Origin of the sequence: Ruminococcus hominis, from assembly GCF_014287355.1 — a bacterium.
Classification (GTDB): Bacteria; Bacillota; Clostridia; order Lachnospirales; family Lachnospiraceae; genus Schaedlerella; species Schaedlerella hominis.
The window spans coordinates 2,345,228-2,365,946 of the sequence record NZ_JACOPE010000001.1; the positions used below are offsets into that span (position 1 = coordinate 2,345,228).

General features: G+C 40.8%; 14 protein-coding genes and 1 rRNA gene. All 15 read right to left on the bottom strand.

The features are described from left to right. Window positions 1-4 precede the first annotated feature (4 nt). The 15 genes from rlmN to H8S40_RS10465 all read right to left on the bottom strand — a co-directional run bounded on the left by rlmN (window position 5) and on the right by H8S40_RS10465 (window position 20,256). Window positions 5-1,045, bottom strand: a complete 1,041-nt coding sequence (rlmN, locus tag H8S40_RS10395; protein WP_118737286.1) for a dual-specificity RNA methyltransferase RlmN — start codon at window positions 1,043-1,045, stop codon at window positions 5-7. Window positions 1,046-1,054: 9 nt separating this feature from the next. Then, window positions 1,055-2,404, bottom strand: a complete 1,350-nt coding sequence (gene rsmB, locus H8S40_RS10400; protein ID WP_186865220.1) for a 16S rRNA (cytosine(967)-C(5))-methyltransferase RsmB — start codon at window positions 2,402-2,404, stop codon at window positions 1,055-1,057. Beyond that, entirely contained in the window at window positions 2,397-3,101 is a 705-nt protein-coding gene (locus H8S40_RS10405; protein WP_118737284.1) for a zinc metallopeptidase, read from the bottom strand. The genes rsmB and H8S40_RS10405 overlap by 8 nt, the downstream gene beginning before the upstream one ends. Before the next feature lie 60 nt (window positions 3,102-3,161). Next, window positions 3,162-4,097 carry a methionyl-tRNA formyltransferase gene (fmt, locus tag H8S40_RS10410; RefSeq protein WP_186865221.1) on the bottom strand — a complete coding sequence of 312 codons (936 nt, stop codon included), beginning with the start codon at window positions 4,095-4,097 and terminating at the stop codon, window positions 3,162-3,164. A 4-nt stretch (window positions 4,098-4,101) separates the two neighbouring features. Then, the gene (gene def / locus H8S40_RS10415) at window positions 4,102-4,593 is read right to left on the bottom strand and encodes a peptide deformylase (RefSeq protein WP_022074668.1); all 492 of its coding nucleotides are present in this window, start codon (window positions 4,591-4,593) and stop codon (window positions 4,102-4,104) included. A gap of 47 nt (window positions 4,594-4,640) precedes the next feature. Beyond that, window positions 4,641-6,869, bottom strand: coding sequence for a replication restart helicase PriA (priA, locus tag H8S40_RS10420; protein WP_186865222.1), 2,229 nt, complete (start codon window positions 6,867-6,869; stop codon window positions 4,641-4,643). 9 nt (window positions 6,870-6,878) lie between these two features. Beyond that, window positions 6,879-8,345, bottom strand: a complete 1,467-nt coding sequence (locus tag H8S40_RS10425; RefSeq protein ID WP_186865223.1) for a UDP-N-acetylmuramoyl-L-alanyl-D-glutamate--2,6-diaminopimelate ligase — start codon at window positions 8,343-8,345, stop codon at window positions 6,879-6,881. 116 nt (window positions 8,346-8,461) lie between these two features. Further along, window positions 8,462-9,742, bottom strand: coding sequence for a Gfo/Idh/MocA family protein (locus H8S40_RS10430; protein ID WP_186865224.1), 1,281 nt, complete (start codon window positions 9,740-9,742; stop codon window positions 8,462-8,464). A gap of 45 nt (window positions 9,743-9,787) precedes the next feature. Beyond that, window positions 9,788-10,627: a sugar phosphate isomerase/epimerase family protein gene (locus H8S40_RS10435; RefSeq protein WP_186865225.1), complete on the bottom strand. Its 840-nt coding sequence runs from the start codon at window positions 10,625-10,627 to the stop codon at window positions 9,788-9,790. Between the two features lie 330 nt (window positions 10,628-10,957). Continuing rightward, the gene (locus H8S40_RS10440; RefSeq protein WP_118725264.1) at window positions 10,958-12,367 is read right to left on the bottom strand and encodes a uracil-xanthine permease family protein; all 1,410 of its coding nucleotides are present in this window, start codon (window positions 12,365-12,367) and stop codon (window positions 10,958-10,960) included. A gap of 32 nt (window positions 12,368-12,399) precedes the next feature. Further along, on the bottom strand, window positions 12,400-12,906 hold the full coding sequence (gene xdhC, locus H8S40_RS10445; protein WP_117989454.1) for a xanthine dehydrogenase subunit XdhC: 507 nt from the start codon (window positions 12,904-12,906) through the stop codon (window positions 12,400-12,402). Next, the gene (gene xdhB / locus H8S40_RS10450) at window positions 12,899-13,786 is read right to left on the bottom strand and encodes a xanthine dehydrogenase subunit XdhB (protein ID WP_186865226.1); all 888 of its coding nucleotides are present in this window, start codon (window positions 13,784-13,786) and stop codon (window positions 12,899-12,901) included. Before xdhB ends, xdhC begins: the two co-directional genes overlap by 8 nt. Before the next feature lie 2 nt (window positions 13,787-13,788). Then, window positions 13,789-16,086 (bottom strand): xanthine dehydrogenase subunit XdhA, encoded by a 2,298-nt coding sequence (gene xdhA, locus H8S40_RS10455; protein WP_117989452.1) that lies wholly within the window; start codon window positions 16,084-16,086, stop codon window positions 13,789-13,791. 50 nt (window positions 16,087-16,136) lie between these two features. Continuing rightward, window positions 16,137-16,850, bottom strand: a complete 714-nt coding sequence (locus H8S40_RS10460) for a Crp/Fnr family transcriptional regulator (protein ID WP_186865227.1) — start codon at window positions 16,848-16,850, stop codon at window positions 16,137-16,139. A 514-nt stretch (window positions 16,851-17,364) separates the two neighbouring features. Further along, a 23S ribosomal RNA gene (locus H8S40_RS10465) occupies window positions 17,365-20,256 on the bottom strand. Between the last annotated feature and the right edge of the window lie 463 nt (window positions 20,257-20,719).

Below are 20,719 nucleotides of genomic sequence, written 5' to 3' on the forward strand. Positions count from 1 at the left end.
TCCTTTATTCCTCACTTGTCTCTACGTAACGTCTTCTGAGCTGACCGCAGGCTCCATCTATATCTGCGCCCATTTCTCTTCTTATAGTAACATTTATTCCGCTTTTTTCAAGTTTATTTTTAAAATTCAACGCATTTTTCCGATCTGGTCTTACAAAATCACGCTCTTTGATTGGATTGACCGGAATCAAATTCAAATGGCAATTTCTTGGTTTTAATATTTGAATTAATTCTTTTGCATCTTCCGGTGTATCGTTCACTCCATGCACCAGACTATACTCAAACGTAATTCTTCTTCCTGTCTCTTCAAAATATGCATCGCACGCTTCAAGCACTTCTGACAACTCATATTTATTTGCAACCGGCATTAATTCTTTTCGTTTATTCTGATTTGATCCATGCAGTGACAACGCCAGTGTGATCTGTAAATGTTCTTTTGCCAGATCATAAATCCGTGGAACAATCCCACAAGTCGATACTGTCACATTTCTCTGACTGATATTCAGTCCATGTTCATCTGTCAATATATGAATAAATTTGAGAAAATTATCGTAATTATCCATCGGTTCGCCTGTTCCCATAATTACCACATTCGAAACTCTCTCCCCTATGATTTTCTGAATCTGATAAATCTGTCCAAGCATCTCTGATGCAGACAAATTGCGAACAAGACCGCCTATCGTAGATGCACAGAAGCGGCATCCCATTCTACATCCTACCTGTGAGGAAATGCAAACTGAATTGCCATGTTTATACCGCATTAAAACACTTTCCACTACATTGCCGTCATGAAGCTGAAATAAAAACTTATTTGTTCCATCCAATTTGGATTCTTGCCGCTCCAACATATGCACGGAAAGGATCTCATAATTTTCTTTCAATTTTTCACGCAATGCTTTTGAGATATTTGTCATCTCGTCAAAATTATCAATGGTCTTCACATGAAGCCATTCGTAAATCTGCTTTGCACGAAATGCTTTTTCTCCCTGAGTTTTTAATTCTTCTTGTAACTCTTCGTATGTATATGCTCGAATATCTTTCTTCATTCTCTCTGTCTATTTCCTTTTCTTCATACATGCCAGGAAAAATCCATCACTTTGATGAACCCCCGGAAGCAGTTGGATGCATCCATTTTCTTTCACATCCTTCTGAAGTTCTTCACACAATGATCCATGAATATCTATTAATTCAAATTCTGGATATTCATTTAAAAACCAATGTACATTATCCATATTTTCTGCCGGATTGATCGTACATGTACTGTAAACCAGTTTTCCTTCATCTTTCACATATGCCTGTACATTTTTTAACATCTCTCTTTGCAATTTTGCAAGCGAATCGGCTCCCTCTTTTGTCGCCTTATATTTCAAATCTGTTTTCTTTGCAAGCACTCCAAGACCTGAACATGGAAGATCTGCCAGAACAATATCTGCTTTTCCTACAGAAGTCTCATCGAATATCAAGGCGTCCTGCTGTACTGCTTCCACATTACTCAGACCGGTTCTCTCAATGTTTTCCTGAATCAGACCGACTTTATATTCTGTCAGATCACGTGCTTCTACACGTCCGCTTCCATTTAATTTTTCAGCCATATGAAGGCTTTTTCCTCCCGGTGCCGCACAGACATCGATCACATAGTCACCCTCTTTAGGACCTGCCAACTCACTTACAAGCATGGAACTGATATCTTGTACTGAAAACTCACCATTTTGAAAGCTTTCCAAATCTCCCAAATAATCAAATCCTGATATATGAAATGCATATTCTAAATATGGATGCACTTTAACTGTAACGCCTTCGGCCTCCAGATGTTCTTTTAATTGCTTTGGTGTTACCATACGCAGATTACAACGTATCGTAAGCGGAGTTTCTCTCTGAAATGCCTGAAGCATCTGTTCTACGATATCACTGTCATATACCTTTAGCCACAGATTCAAAATCCATTCCGGCATGGAGTACTGAATTGATAATCTCTTAAGCGGTTCTGTAGGATACTCAATCTGATCCAGATTTCGTGCCACATTTCTAAGAACTCCGTTCACAAATCCTCTTAAACTTCCAAACCCTTTTCTGACAGCCAGCTTTACTGCTTCATTACAGGCTGCGGATACCGGAACGCTGTCCATATATTTCATCTGGTAAACTGCACTTCTCATAATATTACGGATTACCGGTTTCATTTTCTTTACTTTCACTTTTGAAAATTGATCTAAAATATAATCAATCTCCATCATATGTTCCAGTGTCCCCTCTGTCACTCTTGTGATAAAGCTACGCTCTTTCTTCTTCAGGTACTGGTACTTATTTAAAACATCACGAAGTACAATGTGACTGTACATTCCATGTTCTGTAATTTCTAATAAGACTTCGAGCACAATCTCTCTTTCATTGATTGCTTTAGTCATTTCGTCTTCTTCCTCCTGAAATTAATATCAGACGTAAAAGCTGTAAAATAGCAGAAGCCGCACTTGCCACATAAGTCAATGCTGCTGCACGCAGTACTTTTCTTGTATCTGCTACTTCTTCAGTATAAAGTATTCCATTTGTCTCCAATGACTTTAATGCTCTTGACGATGCATTAAATTCCACCGGTAATGTCACAATCTGGAATAAAACTGCTGCCGAGAACAATAGGATTCCCAGATTAATCAGCAAAACAGATGCATTTCCCTGAATCAAAAATCCAATCAATATCAATGGCCATGCCAATGTAGATCCAAAATTTGCCACCGGTACCAATGAACCTCGTATTTTAAGGGGTGCATATCCATTGGCATGCTGCACAGCATGACCACACTCATGTGCTGCCACACCAATTGCAGCAACTGAAGTAGAAGCATATGTTGAATCCGAAAGATTTAACGTTTTATTTCTTGGATCATAATGATCTGTCAAATTTCCTGCTACACGCTGAACCGTAACATCATAAATTCCATTTGCATGTAAGAGGCGCTCCGCAGCCTCACGTCCAGTCATACCACTATGACTGCGGATTCTGGAATATTTTTGAAAAGTTCTGTTGACATTTGCTGATGCCAGCATACAAATTACAACACCAATTAATACCATTACATAGGTTGGATCATAATAAAAACCATACATATCTATCTCTCCTCGCTGTATATAGATTGATTGCCCCTCTTCTTATTCACTTTTACTCTCTTATTCCTGATGAAATACTTCTCCAGGCTCAATTGTATAACCTCTTAAAAATGCTCCCGCATCCATTCTCTTTTTCCCTGGAATCTGTAATTCAAGTACTTTTAAAAGTCCGTTTCCTGTCTGCACATAAAAACCATCTTTTTCAACCTTTACAACGGTTCCTGCCTGCTCGTTACTATTTTCATCTGTCACAGAAGCCTTCCAGATTTTCACCACTTTCTTATTCCAGTAAGTGTATGCACTTGGCCATGAATTCAAACCGCGAACAAGTCTTTCAATTTCTACTGCTGACTTCGTCCAGTCAATGTTTCCCAATTTTTTATCAAGCATTTTTGCATAAGCGGTCGGACTTTCTCCCTGTTTTTCCGGAACAATGCTTCCTTCCTGCAGCTTTGCCAATGTCTCTACACAAAGTGCCGCTCCTGCCTTGGCTAACTTATCGTGCAGACTCTCACCTGTTTCTTCTGCTGTAATCGGCACCTCTGTCTTCAACAGCATATCACCAGTATCCAGTCCCTCATCCATCTGCATCGTTGTCACACCTGTTACAGCTTCTCCATCAATAATAGACCACTGAATCGGTGCTGCTCCACGATACTTTGGAAGCAGAGATGCATGTACATTCACACATCCATATGGCACCATCTCTAAAATCTCTTTCGGAATGATCTGCCCAAATGCAATCACTACCATAATATCTGCATTATACTGTCTTAATTTTTCCACACACTCAGCTTCACGTATTCTACGTGGCTGATATACTTCGATTCCATGTTTCAATGCAGCTTCTTTTACCGGTGTATACTGCATTTCTTTTCCTCTTCCTTTTGGCTTATCCGGCTGTGTCACAACAAGACATACTTCATGTCCTGCTTCTACCAGTGCTTCCAATGTTCCAACAGAAAAGTCCGGTGTTCCCATAAATATTATTCTCATGAGTCTATTCCTCCTCGTTCAAATAATCTTCCTCAGTATATTTATTGTCATGGATTCCATCTTCTGCCAGTTCCATATACATCTTTCCTTCCAGATGGTCAATCTCATGACAGAATGCTCTGGCAAGGAGTCCCTCTCCTTCCATCTCTACAGTATCCATGTGCTCATCTTGAAAACGAACCTTCACATGGTTTGGCCTTGTCACAATACCATATTTTCCCGGAAGGCTTAAGCATCCCTCTTCTCCGGTCTGCTCCCCTGATGTCTCAAGAATTTCAGGATTAATCATAATGATTGGTCCTTCTCCGATATCAATTACTACGATTCTTTTCAAAATTCCAACCTGTGGTGCAGCAAGTCCAACTCCCATCTCTTCGTACATTGTATCTAACATATCAAATATTAATGTCTCTGTACGCGGAGTTATCATTTTTACCTCTTTACATTTCTTTGTTAAAATATCGTCTCCAACTACACGAATTTCTCTGATTGCCATAATATCCTCCTATTAATTCTTTTATTTATGTACGCTCTAAATATTTCTTATGAAATATGCATCGGATTGAAATCAAACTGGATTCGCATCGGATTGAATCCAGGATTCACTTCAATATATTGTTCCAATTTATTTTTCATCTTTATCAATGTATCATATTTTTCCGTTTTGAGATAGAGCACTTTACGATATACATCATTGATTTTTCCAATTCCCGGACTGGCCGGTCCTATAATCGCTACTTCTTCTGCACCTCTTATCCGAACTGCAAATTCTTTCAGATATTTACAGCCGGTTTCCAAAAGTGCTTCTTTTTCACAGCTTACGAGAATTGCGAGTAAGTTATCCACAGGCGGATACCCCATAAGTTCACGATAGTGGATTTCTTCCTCGTAAAATGCCTCATAATCCTGTGCTGCCGCTGTAACAATTGCGTAATGCTTTGGACTGTATGTCTGAATAAGAGCTTCTCCTTTTTTTGCTCCACGTCCGGCTCGTCCCGCTGCCTGAGTCAGAAGCTGAAATGTCCGCTCTCCTGCACGATAATCATTTGAATACAATGACATATCTGCTGCCAGGATTCCAACCAGCGTTACATTTGGAAAATCATGCCCTTTTACAATCATTTGCGTTCCAACTAAAATATCTGCCTCTTCATTTGCAAATGCCGCCAGAATTTTCTCATGTCCGTCCTTTGACCGGGTCGTATCCAGATCCATACGCAGCACCCTGGCCTCTGGGAAATGTTTCTTCACCACTTCTTCTATCTGCTGTGTTCCGGCTTTAAATTCTCCAATGTGTCTGGAACCACATTCCGGACATATCTGTACTCTTTCTTGTTCATACCCACAATAATGACAAACCATTTTCCCATTGCGGTGATACGATAATGATACATCACAATGTGGACATTTTACAACAAATCCACATTCCCTGCAGGAAATAAATCCGGCATAACCACGTCGATTCAAAAAGAGCATAATCTGTTCTTTTTTTTGCAGCCTGTCTGCAATCATCTGCTGTAATTTTCTGCTCAAGATTGAACGATTGCCTTCCCGCAATTCCTCTCTCAAATCTACTACATGAACTTTAGCCATCTCCTGATTGCCGGAACGATTATGAAGCTCCAATAATTTATATTCTCCATGCTTTGCACGGTACATTGCCTCCACAGACGGAGTTGCAGATCCTAATATGACACTTGCCTGTTCCAGTTTTGCTCTGGCGATTGCAGTCTCCCTTGTATGATATCGTGGAATCTGTTCACTTTTGTATGTATTCTCATGTTCTTCATCAATTACTATCAATCCAAGATTAGGAAATGGCGTAAACAATGCGGAACGCGGACCTATCATCACATCAATCTCTCCTGCCTTCGCCCGCATCATTTGGTCATATCGCTCACCTGCGGACAATCTTGAATTCATGATAGATACCCTGTCACCAAATCTTCGATAGAACCTCATCACAGTCTGAAATGTCAATGCAATTTCAGGGATCAGAACAATTGCCTGCCGCCCTTTGGCTGCCACTCTTGCAATCATTTCCATATACACCTCTGTCTTACCGCTTCCGGTAACACCATGAATCAGATATGTTCCATATTGTTGTCTCTGATAGTCTCCCCAAAAACACTCTATCGCATTCTTCTGCTCAACTGTATAGCAAATGTCCTTCTCTTGTTGTTTTCGATTCTGTATCGGATTTCGGTATACCTGTTCTGACTCTATTGAAAGCACACCTTGTTCTTCCAAAGCTCGAACAACATTCAGTGTAATATTTAACTTTTTATTAATAAGCTCATAATCTAAAACTGGTTCATCGAGAAGTGCTGCAAGAAGTCTCGCTCTCGCTTTCTGATTCTTATGTAAATAAAAATCCAGCTTTGTTTTCCCTTCTTCTTCATTTAATAAAAGACGAACCTTTTTCTTAACCTTTGCCTGCTCTTTCTGTTTTATCGGAAGTACGGTTTTGAGTGCCTGAATCATAGTTCCACCGTAATTCTCCTTCATCCAGGCTGCCAATGCGACCAGCTTTCCTTCAATTGCCATGCCTTTTCTTGAAATCTCGGCAATTTCCTTAACCTTTGACAAATCATAATCGCAGTTTTCCGTAAAATCCACCACATAACCTTTTGTCATACGATTTCCTTTTCCAAATGGCACCAAAACTTCCATACCGATAGAAAGTTCCCCTTCCATATGGGAGGGGACTCTATATTGAAAAATCTTATCTAACTTTTCGTGTGTGATATCTACAATAATATTTGCAAACACAAGTTTCTCCTATTTTGCTTTCAATTCTTCTAAGACTTCCTGGATCAGCACCCGCTCATCCATCGGATGTTTTACACCTTTGATGTCCTGATAATCTTCATGCCCTTTACCGGCAAGAACAATGACATCTCCAGTCTGTCCATGTTCAATCGCATACTTGATAGCTTCTTTTCTGTCACAGATTTCTACATATTTTCCATCTGTTTTCTGAATTCCTGTCTTAATATCATCAATAATCGCCTGTGGTTCTTCAAATCTTGGATTATCCGATGTAATGATAGTCAAATCTGCCAGACGACCTGAGACTTCTCCCATCTCATAACGTCTGTCTTTGGAACGGTTTCCTCCACAGCCAAATAAACATACCAGACGCTTTGGATTGTATTCTTTCAATGTAGTCAAAAGACTTTCCAGACTCATTGCATTGTGTGCATAATCAATCATGAGTGTAAAGTCATCTGATACTTTTATCATCTCGATTCTTCCCTTTACCTTCGCAACCTTAAGTGCCTTTTTAATTGCATCTATCGGCACACCGAAGTGTCTGCATACAGCAATCGCCGTAAGTGAATTATAGACACTGAATGTTCCTGGAATATCGATTTCCACATCGAAATTCATCAGTCCCTCCACCTTGTATGCCACTCCAAGATATCCCGGTCTGGATACCAGATGCGTATCTGTTGCCCGCAAATCTGCTTTTTCAGAAAAACCGAATGTCTCTGTCTTGCAAGTTGCGCCTGCAAATACATCCTCGAAATATTTGTCATCTACATTGGCAATTCCAATCTCACATTGCTTGAACAAAAGACCTTTGCAACGTTTGTAATCATCAAAATCCTTATGTTCATTTGGTCCAATATGATCTTTTCCCAGATTTGTAAAAATACCAATTGTAAATGGGATTCCTGCTGTACGATGAAGCATCAATCCCTGAGATGAAACCTCCATTACAACACAATCACAACCAGCTTCTACCATCTCTGCAAAATATTTGTGAATCGTATAAGATTCCGGTGTTGTATTTGCTGCCGGAATATGTTTGTCACCAATGATTGCCTCAATTGTACCAATCAGTCCGACTTTGTGACCAACTGCATCCAAGATAGATTTAATCATATAAGTTGTTGTCGTCTTACCCTTTGTTCCTGTAATACCGATTACTTTCAACTTATCTGCCGGATATCCAAAATACGCAGCTGACATCAAAGCTAAAGCATAACGTGTATCCGGAACACGGATTACTGTCATATCTTTCGGTGCATCCACCTCATCTTCTACAATAACAGCTGATGCCCCTTTTTCTGCAACCTGCTGCACAAACTCATGTCCATCTACAACCGCACCTTTGATGCATACAAATGCGCTTCCATTTTCCACTTTTCTGGAATCATTGATTAATGTAGAAATCTCAATCTGGTCACTACCCTGTACTACTTCATATTCTAAACGTTCTAATAACTTACTTAATTGCATAATTTTTACCTCCTTGTATCGGAAATCGTTGTAATATAGAATATCATAAATCGAGGGTAAATGCAAAAAAAGAAGAGTCGGATTCTTGCGAAATCCAACTCTTACTCAAAGATTTATTATTCTGGTTTGTATTCGTCAAAATCGTATTTGATTGTTCCAAATGGTGTCTCCTGCTCACGAAGTGCAATAGACTTAGAAAGAGCTTTGATCTCATCTGCTGTTACGCTGCGTCCAAGTTCACTTGAAAGCACTACACCTTCTGACAAGAATGCTGTCTGCATTGCAATATATGGAGAGTCAATTCTTGTAGTATCATCCAGATCTCCTCTGAGGTATGAATACCACTGTAACTGGTTATCATTGTACATTTCCATTTCAGGGTGAAGCATAAGTTCCTGCTGTCCTGTGATATCACCGATTGCACAATCCAATTTATTCTCGAAGAGAACGCCATCTTTATCAACACCGAACCACTCAAGTCTTGGTTTCTGAAGCATTCCGCCTCCCATGATCTGTCCACCTTCTGGAACTGCAAGAGGACCACCTGTTGTATCTACGTCGATGAATTTCAATCCACCTTCAGAACCTGCAACAAAGCTTGTTCCGATTTCATCCATGTGAATTGCCCAGTCTTCATAGATATCCATTGAAAGACCGCCTTTGAATCTTGCGATTCCAACACCAAGGTCTTCTACTGGAGCGATACGATTTGTAATCTTGTCGATTCTTTCATCTGTCCAGTAATCACAAGACTGTACTCCGTATACACTCTCAAGTTCAGGCATTCCTAATACGTAAAGCATCTGTGCCAAGTGATAAATTCCAAGATCGAAAAGTGGTCCATGTACACCAACCTTAGGATTGATAAAGTCTTTGCTGAAGAAAGGCATATCATATCCAGGACGTCCCTGACGTCTGTGTCCAACACTTCTTGCATGGTAAACTTTACCAAGTTTTCCTTCTTCGATCATTTTCTTAGCGATACGAGTCTGTGGGTTGTAGATAGAACTGATCTGAATAGCCAGTTTCTTTCCATATTTTTTCTGTGCATCATAGAGAATCTTAGCGTCTGCATAGCTTGCTGACATTGGTTTCTCTGAATAGCAGTCAAATCCTGCTGCCATAACTGCTGTTGCAACTGATGTATGAAGGTTGTTATGTACACAAACTTCTACTTCGTCAATGTCATCTCTCTTGAGCATCTCACGGAAATCCTGGTACAAATTTTCCTCTGGAATACCATACTGTTTTCCGAATGCTTCCAATTTGTCTTTGTCGATTTCTGCTGCAGCTACAACAGTAAGTGCCTGTCCCTGTTTTTTCAGGTTATTGATAACTGTCATATGTCTGTGAGAAATCATACCTGTTCCGATAATTGCAATTCTAATCTCTTTCATTATTATAGTTCTCCTTCTTTATTTTAATGAAATATTGTTATTTCTCTACCATCCTAAGATTTTCAGATATTCACGGCTTCTTCTTGCACATTCCAATGGATCCATTTCGTAATGCTCATCCTGCTCTACGATAACCCAGTTTGCATTTGCTTTAATAGAAGCATCTAATACCGGCTCCCAGATCATCTGTCCAAATCCTACTGGACGGAATCCGAAGTATCCTGTATCTCCTTCTTCTTCCTCTGTGTCGATACCGATCAGTTTGTACATATTTTTAACTTCACCTTTTTTGATGTAGTCTTTCAAATGTACAACTGGAATACGATCTGTATATTTTTCTACGAATTCTGGTGCCTCTCCTGTTGCAACATCACACCAGCAAGTATCTAATTCTGACATCAGATGGTCATGAGGAATTGCTTCGAACATTGCATCATATCCCCATCTTCCGTCTGGAAGTTTTACAAATTCGAAATCATGGTTGTGATACAAGAATGTCATTCCTGCATCATGAATTTTCTTTCCTACTTCATTTAAAAGTGGAAGGAAGCTCTCAAATCCTTCTGGATTAACCGGACGATATTCTTCTGCCATGTAAGGCATAACCAGATATTTCACACCGATTGTAGAATAATCCTTGAGAATCTGATCTAAGTTATCCATCATCTCTGCAAATGCAACGTGTGCACTGATTGGTATAAGTCCAACCTCATCAAGAATTGCTTTTACGTTCTCTGGTTCCAGACCATACAATCCAGCAAGTTCCACACCGTCATATCCCATCTCTTTAATTTTCTGCATCACATTCTTAAAATTTTCCGGAGTGTTTTCCAGAAGATCTCTTAAACCATAAACCTGTATTCCAACTGGAAGTTTGTTAGCCATTTTTATTTCCTCTCTTTCTTTTCACTCGGCAGTTCTTTTGAACTTCTCTTCGTTTTATATTTATAGTTTAGCACTTCTCAAATCATGAAACTTCTTCGTAATTATTCAAAAAACAGTTAATTTTTTGCATTTTTATTTCTTAAATTTCAGAAAAAAAGTTTTACAGCAAAATTTCATGTACAATTTTTGTTCTTAACTCTTCTGATTACAAAAAAGCAAATGATCCGAACGCTTTTCGCATCCAGACCATTTGCTTTTATTCTTTTCAAGTCGAAAAGCTACTCACCACCTGAAAGAGGCGGGAGTCTTCTCGACTGAGATAAAAACTTTTTATTCTTCTGTTTCCCCTGTATGTTTCGGCAAGAACAAGCTGAGAAGTAATGATACCACAAATACTCCTGCAACTGCATTTCCATTAAAGATATCACCTACTGCTGCCGGGAATGCAGCAAAGAAGTTTCCATCTGTCTGAGTTAAACCAACACCAACACAGAATGCAAGTGATACAATGATCATTGTTCTGTTGTTGAATTCACAATCCTTCATCATCTTCACACCTTCATACATGATAGATCCGAACATCATAACTGTACATCCGCCAAGTACTGCCTGTGGAAGTGAGTTAAAGAATGCTCCAAGTGGTGGGAATAATGATGCTAAAATCAAAATAATTGCTCCCATTAAGATTGTAAAACGGTTAATAACGCCTGTCATTGTTACCAATCCGACATTCTGGCTGAAAGATGTAAGCGGAAGACATCCAAAGCATCCTGAAATCGCACTTGAAAATCCATCAACTGCAAGAGACCCCTGCAATTCTTCCATTTTTAAATCTCTGTCCAATGCACCTTTTGCTATTGCTGTTGTTGCACCTGTTGTCTCCGCAGCAGATACAAGGAACACGATTGCAATTGTAAAGAATGCACCAAGATTAAATACCGGCTTGTGGCTTGTGAAGAACACAAGTCTTGGAATACTTACAAAACCAACCTCTTCAATTGTTTTTGCAATTCCTGAAAAGTCGATCATCGGAGCAATTCCTGTAACTGTAAAAATTGCAGATAATATGTAACCTCCAACTAATCCTACCAGAACATTCAGGTTCTTATACACACCTTTTAATAAGTAACTAGATACCAGACAAATCAGTAATGTTACAGCTCCGATAAACAAATGGTACCATGCACCAAATGTTTCTGAGCCGCTTCCACCTCCCCATGAGTTCATTCCAACAGGAAGCAAAGACAATCCTATTGCAACTACTACGCAGGCAGATACGATTGGTGTCAGATATTTTTTCCAATACTGTGCACTGAGTCCGACCAAACCTTCAAAAATACCACCGAGGATAACTGCTCCAACCATACCTTCATATCCAAGATCAGGATTCGTACAGATCATTAACAGGCTTCCAAGGAATGTAAAACTAACTCCCATAACGATTGGCAGTTTGGAACCGATTTTCCATATCGGATATAACTGTAAACAAGTACCTATACCCGCTACAAACATTGCACACTGCAATAATCTTGTAATCTCTACCGCAGTCAGATGATCTCCTGTCCCCCTCACAAGAGCTGCACTACATACAATCAATACAGGGGCTAAGTTCGATACAAACATAGCCAATACATGCTGCAATCCAAACGGAATTGCTTTATTAAGTGGAACTCGTCCGTTTAACTTGTAAATATTCTCTTCACTTACTGTGGTGATATTTTCCTCTTTATTAACTTTCATACCAAATACCTTTTTCTTTCATAAACTTTTTTCTAAATTGCATCCGCCTCTTCATTTTTTCCTAGTCTTCGCAGCATTGTCTTCTTCACCGCTCTTAATATATTCTCATATCCTGTACACCTGCACAAGTGTCCTGACATTAATTTTCGTATTTCATCATCAGAAAACTCTCTTTTTGCATTCAAAATTTCAGTTGCACTCATAATACATCCCGGTGTACAGAACCCACACTGCACAGCTGCTTCATCTATAAATGCCTGCTGGATGTCAGATAATTCGCCATTCGGTCCTGCAAGTCCTTCCAATGTAAGAATTTCTTTTCCTTCAGCCCAAACTGCCAGATAAATGCAAGAGTTAAAGCATTCGCCGTCAATAATAACATTACACGCTCCGCATTCCCCTACTTCACATCCTTTTTTTACACTGGTCATTCGAAAATCATCTCGAAGTACGTCCGTAAGCGAAGCACGGACATCGATCATCTTCTCAACTTTCTTTCCATTGATCGTACAAGAAAGTAATTTATACTGCTTACTCATCTATTTCACCTCCTGCCAGTCGAATTGATTCTGTCAACGCTCTCTTAGCAAGAACAACTGCGATATGCTGACGGAAATCCTTAGCAGCTCTCCAGCTGTCTCGTGGATTAATGTCTTCTAATACAGCTTTTGCAAATTCTTCAACAACTTCTTTTGTTACTGGTTTTCCCTTTGCAACCTGCTCTGCTGATGGTGCTCTCATTGGCACCGGACCCGCAACACCATATGCAATTCTGACATCCTCAATTGTTTTTTTATCTTCGGACAGTTTTACATTAACCGAACAACCTGTAGTTGCAATATCCATGGCATTTCTCATAGCATATTTAATATAATGTCCATAATAACCTTCATATGATTCTTTCGGTATAATAATTGCTGTCTGAATTTCTGCTGGTTTCAGGTCTACAACTCCTGCTTTTATGTAAAAATCTTTAATCGGTATTCTACGTACACCTTCCGGTCCTGTTATTTCTACCACAGCATCCCATGCATGAAGTGTCGATGCTGAATCCGCAGAAGTTACACCATTACATGTATTTCCACCGATTGTTCCTATATTTCGGATTTGTGGTCCTCCTACCATATCAACTGCTTCCCCAAGTACATTGATATGTTTCTGAATAATCGGATCTTTTGTAATATGTGAAAAGCTGGTAAGCGAACCGATACGGATTGCATCGTCCTCTTCGTATGAAACTCCTCTCATTTCATCGATCATATAAATGCTGACCAGTTCTTTTCCTGCTCTTTTTCCTTCTCTCATCTGCACAAGTACATCGCTTCCCCCTGCAATGATCTGTGCTTCTGGATGTTCCTGTAAAAGTCTGATCGCCTCTTCTACATTTTCTGCTTCATATAACGCTTTAATATCGTACATAATCATTCGCCCCCTTCTATCATATGTTCTTCTTTTAATTTACGGAAGAGATTATGTGGATTTACCGGTGCATCATTTACAAATACGCCTGTTGCATGGTATACCGCATTACGGATTGCCGGTGCAATAGAACATGTAGGCGGCTCTCCTAATGATTTTGTTCCAAATGCACTTGTAGGCTCTGGATTTTCAACAAAATATGCTCGTAAATTTGGATGATCCATAAATGTTGATAATTTATAATCCAATAAGTTATTATTCAATGCTCTTCCTGTCTTTGGATCAAACAACAGTTTTTCTGACAATCCAAAGCCAATTCCCATACTCATACCACCATGTACCTGTGCCTCAGCCAATGCAGGGTTGATAAGTGTTCCTGCATCATGTACATTTACCAGGTCAAGCAATTTAACCTTGCACATTGGGATATCTACTTCTACTTCTGCAAATGTACATCCAAATGAATATGCATTGGATTTAATCTGTGCTGTACTCTCTGCTGACAGATGCTGACTGTGATTTAAGCTATACAAAGCTTCTGTTGATAATTCTCCTAAAGACATCAGTTCTCTTTTGTCTGTCACACGTACAATCTTACCATCAATAATATCTAAGTTATATTCCGGCATACGTGTCAACTCATGTGCATATTTCAAAATGTGTTCTTTCAAAAGTGATGCTGTCTGACGAATTGCAAATCCTGCTGTATATGTCTGACGTGATGCATAAGCTCCTGTTCCAAATGGAGTTATATCTGTGTCCTGACATGAAACAACGTGTACCATGTCCATTGGAACTCCAAGCACATCTGCTGTCATCTGAGCGTATGCTGTATCAGCACCCTGTCCGATCTCAGTTTCTCCAAGCTGTACCTGAAGGGAACCATCCTGGTTAAGTACCATTCTACAAGAAGAAGTTTCCAGAGATATCGGCCATACTGCTGTGTTGTACCAGAATACTGCCATTCCTACTCCTCTTCTTACATCACCAGTCTGATTCTTATATTCTTCGTATTTTCTCTTGAAATCTGTAGCTTCCATACCCTTATCAATACACTGATTAAATGTATCAGAATACAATTCATTTTTAGAAAATGCATCTACAAATCCAACCGGCATCAGATTTTTACGTCTGAATTCTATTGGATCCATATTCAATTTCGCTGCTACTTCCTCTGTGTGACATTCCACTGCCCACATTGCCTGTGGAATTCCGTAACCACGCATAGCACCTGCTACTGATTTGTTTGTAAATACAGTATAGGCGTCTGCCTCTACATTGTCACATGGATAAAGCTGTGGAAATGCTCCGACTCCTTTGGCGCAAATACTATGTCCATGAGATGCATATGCACCCTGATCAGAAAATGCTTCCAGCTTACGTGCCGCAAACGTTCCGTCCGGTCTTACCCATGAAACAATGTGGCTATGAATTGCATGACGTACACGAGTTGATACGAAAGTTTCTTCTCTTGGAACATCTAATTTTACTAAATGACCGCCAACCTGCAAACATAACCATGCACACAATGGCTCGTACAATACATCCTGTTTGTTACCAAATCCACCGCCAATATATGGTTTGATAATACGGATCTTACCCCAGTCTATTCCTAATGCCTGACCACAGACACGACGAACGATATGTGGAATCTGTGTTGAGCTAACAATTTTGATTCGATCAGCTTCCTTCTCAGCATAACAAATAAAGTTTTCAATATGACAATGCTGTACCGTTGGTGTGCTATACCATCCCTCTACTTTGATCAAACCAGGTTCTTTGATTGCTTCCTCATAATTTCCTTTACGGATTGTTGTATGTTTTAAAATATTATTCGGATAGTTCTCATGTAACTGTGGTGCTCCATCCTTCATTGCTTCATGAACGTCCAGTACAAATGGATATTCTTCATATTCTACTTTAATAACACGAAGTGCCTGTGCTGCTGAAACTTCATCTTCTGCAATAACTGCTGCTATATCATCCCCATAAAATCTTACCCTGTCTGTTAACACCAATCTGTCCGCTACATCCTGATGCGATTCATCCGTTGACCATGGATGTCCGGCTGTCGGGAAATAATGTTTTTCTTTTAAATCAAAACATGTACAGACCTTTACTACTCCCGGAATTTTTTCAGCCTCTGTTGTATCAATAGAAATAACCTTTCCATTTGCAATTGTTGAATGCAAAATACGTGCAACATACGCACCTTTGTCACACAAATCGTCCGTATATCGTGTACGTCCGATTACTTTATCATATGCATCGACACGAGTTACTTTTTTACCTACATACATTTTTCTTCCTCCCTTTTATCCTTTTATTTTTACCGCACTCTACGATGTGTTTAAAAAACATTTTCTCCGTTAACATAATATTCAAGTTCTTTTTTCATAATCATATATTGCGATTTCGTAATGACTATCTTGCCCTTGTTCAATTGTATTAGATTTACTTCTTCTAATTTCTTAATATTACGGTTTAATGTCTTCATAGATATGCCAACTTCTTCCGAGATTCTTGTTCTTGTCTGTTTTAATTCAAGTTTTTCCGGTAATGGCTGCTTTTGTTCATATTTTCGAACTAAATGTACCATCAACCGGTCTTTTCCTTCCATAAACAAATACCTTCTTGCCTCTGCAGTCTGCATAACTAACCGCTTCATATTTTCCTGTGTCCGCATATATAATGCATCTACATCCATATGCATCCATTCCATATAATATACACAAGGAATTGCAAGCAATCGACACTTTGTAGATGATAAAATGTCAATTCTATAATTATCCATTCCTGCAAAACACTCGATTTCTCCAAAGAAATCTCCCGGTCCAAAATCTTTAAAGTAATAAGACTTCTCATTCATCGGCCATTCTATTCCGGTTACTTTACCAGATAAAACGATATATATATATTTACACTCTTCTCCAGCTTTAATAAATGTCTGATCAGCTTCTATTTCCACAACTGACATATAATACTTTACTTCTTCCGTACAATTACGAAAAAGAATATTCATGTATTCTCGTTTTTTGGATGGTAACCCCTTAAAAATTTCCACGTTTTGGTCCTCCTTTTGATATATTATATTTTGAAATGAAATGTCTTTAAAAGGTCAAGTGACTACTTTTCTTTGCCTTTTTTATTTCTGGCGAAATATACAATTTTGCACGATTAATATAGCTTTATTATAATCTTTTTTAGTACTTTTTACTATAATTAATTTTTCAGATAACTCAAGTCGAACGTCCGTGAGACTTGGCGCGTGATTCTGGTCAGCGAAGCTGACATATTCCTATCAGAATCACTGCGCATCCCCGCGGAGCGTTTATCTCAGTCGGAGATTGGACTCCCACTGAGACAAATTTGCTATTACTCACCACCTGAAAGAAGTGGGAGTCTTCTCGACTGAGATAATATTTAAGTTGTATAAAGCAATCTGCCATATTTTGAGAACAAAAAAACACGTTCAAGAATTACTCTTAAACGTGTTACTGATTCTTTTTATTTGGTTTTTGTACCTTCAAAACTGCATACAAAGTTTTTTCATCCATCTTGTTCTCCTATCACCTGTTCTGGTTATGCCCTCGACCTATTAGTAACAGTCAGCTCCATGTGTTACCACACTTCCACCTCTGCCCTATCTACCTCGTCGTCTTCAAGGGGTCTTACTAACTTGACGTTATGGGATATCTTATCTTGAGGGGGGCTTCACGCTTAGATGCCTTCAGCGTTTATCCCTTCCCGGCTTGGCTACCCTGCCATGCATCTGGCGATGCAACAGGTACACCAGCGGCCAGTCCATCCCGGTCCTCTCGTACTAAGGACAGCTCCTCTCAAATATCCTACGCCCACGCCGGATAGGGACCGAACTGTCTCACGACGTTCTGAACCCAGCTCGCGTACCGCTTTAATGGGCGAACAGCCCAACCCTTGGGACCTACTTCAGCCCCAGGATGCGATGAGCCGACATCGAGGTGCCAAACCACTCCGTCGATGTGAACTCTTGGGAGTGATAAGCCTGTTATCCCCAGGGTAGCTTTTATCCGTTGAGCGATGGCAATCCCACTTTATACCACCGGATCACTAAGTCCTACTTTCGTACCTGCTCCACCCGTCGGTGTCGCAGTCAAGCTCCCTTCTGCCTTTGCACTCTTCGAATGGTTTCCAACCATTCTGAGGGAACCTTTGAGCGCCTCCGATACCCTTTCGGAGGCGACCGCCCCAGTCAAACTCCCCACCTGACATTGTCCCCCAGCCGGATCACGGCTGCTGGTTAGAAACCCAATACTGCAAGGGTGGTATCCCAACATCGACTCCACGGCAACTGGCGTTACCGTATCCTAGTCTCCCACCTATCCTGTACATGCAATATCGAATCCCAGTATCAAGCTGGAGTAAAGCTCCATGGGGTCTTTCCGTCCTGGCGCAGGTAACCAGCATCTTCACTGGTATTTCAATTTCACCGGGTGCATTGTTGAGACAGTGCCCAAATCATTACGCCTTTCGTGCGGGTCGGAACTTACCCGACAAGGAATTTCGCTACCTTAGGACCGTTATAGTTACGGCCGCCGTTTACTGGGGCTTAAGTTCAAAGCTTCGCTTGCGCTAACCTCTCCCCTTAACCTTCCAGCACCGGGCAGGCGTCAGCCCATATACCTCACCTTTCGGTTTTGCATAGACCTGTGTTTTTGCTAAACAGTTGCTTGGGCCAATTCTCTGCGGCCATTCGCATGGCACTCCTTCTCCCGAAGTTACGGAGTCATTTTGCCGAGTTCCTTAACAATGCTTCTCCCGTCGGCCTTAGGATTCTCTCCTCATCCACCTGTGTCGGTTTACGGTACGGGTATGATATAAACAATAGCGGCTTTTCTTGGCAGTTAGCTCACGCTCTTCCCTACTCTTTTTCGGTCCGCATCACGTCTTCCCGTTGCCTGCCGGATTTTCCTGACAGACCGGTACCTCGCTTGCGCCGGGCTTTCCGTTCCCGGCTCGCGCTCTCTCCCTGCGTCCCCACAGTTCTGTTATATCATAGTACAGGAATTTCAACCTGTTATCCATCGACTACGTCTTTCGACCTCGCCTTAGGCCCCGACTTACCCAGCGCAGATCAGCTTTACGCTGGAAACCTTAGATATTCGGCCGGAAGGATTCTCACCTTCCTCTCGCTACTCATTCCGGCATTCTCTCTTCTTAAAAATCCACTGCTCCTTTCGGTACAGCTTCGTCTCTTTAAGAATGCTCCTCTACCAATTAACATTCGTTAATTCCTAAGCTTCGGTAGTGTGTTTCAGCCCCGGACATTTTCGGCGCAGGACCTCTCGACTAGTGAGCTATTACGCACTCTTTTAATGGATGGCTGCTTCTGAGCCAACATCCTAGTTGTCTTCGAAATCCCACATCCTTTTCCACTTAACACACATTTTGGGACCTTAGCTGTAGGTCTGGGCTCTTTCCCTTTTGACTACCCAACTTATCTCGTGCAGTCTGACTCCCATACATCATCTACGCGGCATTCGGAGTTTGATATCTCTTAGTAAGCTTTGACGCCCCCTTAAGAATTCAGTGCTCTACCTCCGCAAGACTCGTATGAGGCTAGCCCTAAAGCTATTTCGAGGAGAACCAGCTATCTCCGGGTTCGATTGGAATTTCTCCCCTATCCACACCTCATCCCCACCCTTTTCAACGGATGTGGGTTCGGTCCTCCATTGCCTTTTACGGCAACTTCAACCTGGACATGGATAGATCACCCGGTTTCGGGTCTACTCTGACTGACTTCACGCCCTATTCAGACTTGGTTTCCCTTCGGCTCCACACCTTCAGTGCTTAACCTCGCCAGCCAGCGTAACTCGCCGGACCGTTCTACAAAAAGTACGCGGTTCATCATATAAAGATGTTCCACAGCTTGTAAACATATGGTTTCAGGTTCTCTTTCACTCCCCTCCCGGGGTCCTTTTCACCTTTCCTTCACAGTACTATGCGCTATCGGTCACTAAGAAGTATTTAGCCTTACGGGGTGGTCCCCGCTCATTCCCACAAGGTTTCTCGTGTCTCGTGGTACTCTGGATACCGCCATGTCAACTCGTCTTTCGCTTACGGGGCTTTCACCCTCTCTGGCTGGCTTTCCCAAAACCATTCTGCTAGACTCATTGAATCAATTCTGCGGTCCGAACCCCGGAGTGCACGCACTCCGGTTTGGGCTCTTCCGCTTTCGCTCGCCGCTACTCACAGAATCACATGTTGTTTTCTCTTCCTCCGGCTACTTAGATGTTTCAGTTCACCGGGTTCCCTTCCTAACGTTATGGATTGGCGTTAGGATACTTGAGGTTTGCTCAAGTAGGTTTCCCCATTCAGAAATCTCCGGATCAATGGATATTTGCTCCTCCCCGAAGCTTTTCGCAGCTTATCACGTCTTTCATCGGCTCTTAGTGCCAAGGCATCCACCATACGCTCTTATCAGCATAACCAACAGACAAGAAACACGGGTTGGTTTCTCATCGACACATACTAGCGTGTATGCGTTGGTAATAGGTCAATTTCTTTTAAGTCTGTTTTCTTCAGACTTCAGTTAATGTTTGTTAACATTACCTCGGATGTCTTGATTAGATATTTTTTAATCTTATCATCTATATTTCTTTGTATGCAATTTTCAAGGTACATAAAGATGCGAGCGTATCGAAAACAATTATGTGTGACAAGCTCGCTTGTCTAAGCATAAATGCTTTTCGATGCATTGGCATGTAATGCCATGAGCGATAAGACCTCTGATCTTAGAGCTTCGCATCTATTCATTTTTCTGACTGACATTTATCAGTCATTAGAAAACTGAAATCTCTTTCAACTCTCTAATCACTGGTAAAACCAGTTATTCAAACAGCACTGCCCTGCTGATGGGGTTGGCGTTGATAAGTTGTTGCTCATCCTTGCCTG

What these genes read in the sequence shown, in the direction of transcription:
- H8S40_RS10405 (WP_118737284.1), bottom strand. Translation starts at nt 3,101, where the DNA reads ATGTATGGTTTTTATTATGATCCAACCTATGTAATGGTATTAATTGGT.
- def (WP_022074668.1), bottom strand. Translation starts at nt 4,593, where the DNA reads ATGGCAATCAGAGAAATTCGTGTAGTTGGAGACGATATTTTAACAAAG.
- H8S40_RS10425 (WP_186865223.1), bottom strand. Translation starts at nt 8,345, where the DNA reads ATGCAATTAAGTAAGTTATTAGAACGTTTAGAATATGAAGTAGTACAG.
- H8S40_RS10440 (WP_118725264.1), bottom strand. Translation starts at nt 12,367, where the DNA reads ATGAAAGTTAATAAAGAGGAAAATATCACCACAGTAAGTGAAGAGAAT.
- H8S40_RS10430 (WP_186865224.1), bottom strand. Translation starts at nt 9,742, where the DNA reads ATGAAAGAGATTAGAATTGCAATTATCGGAACAGGTATGATTTCTCAC.
- xdhB (WP_186865226.1), bottom strand. Translation starts at nt 13,786, where the DNA reads ATGTACGATATTAAAGCGTTATATGAAGCAGAAAATGTAGAAGAGGCG.
- xdhA (WP_117989452.1), bottom strand. Translation starts at nt 16,086, where the DNA reads ATGTATGTAGGTAAAAAAGTAACTCGTGTCGATGCATATGATAAAGTA.
- rlmN (WP_118737286.1), bottom strand. Translation starts at nt 1,045, where the DNA reads ATGAAGAAAGATATTCGAGCATATACATACGAAGAGTTACAAGAAGAA.
- H8S40_RS10435 (WP_186865225.1), bottom strand. Translation starts at nt 10,627, where the DNA reads ATGGCTAACAAACTTCCAGTTGGAATACAGGTTTATGGTTTAAGAGAT.
- xdhC (WP_117989454.1), bottom strand. Translation starts at nt 12,906, where the DNA reads ATGAGTAAGCAGTATAAATTACTTTCTTGTACGATCAATGGAAAGAAA.
- rsmB (WP_186865220.1), bottom strand. Translation starts at nt 2,404, where the DNA reads ATGACTAAAGCAATCAATGAAAGAGAGATTGTGCTCGAAGTCTTATTA.
- fmt (WP_186865221.1), bottom strand. Translation starts at nt 4,097, where the DNA reads ATGAGAATAATATTTATGGGAACACCGGACTTTTCTGTTGGAACATTG.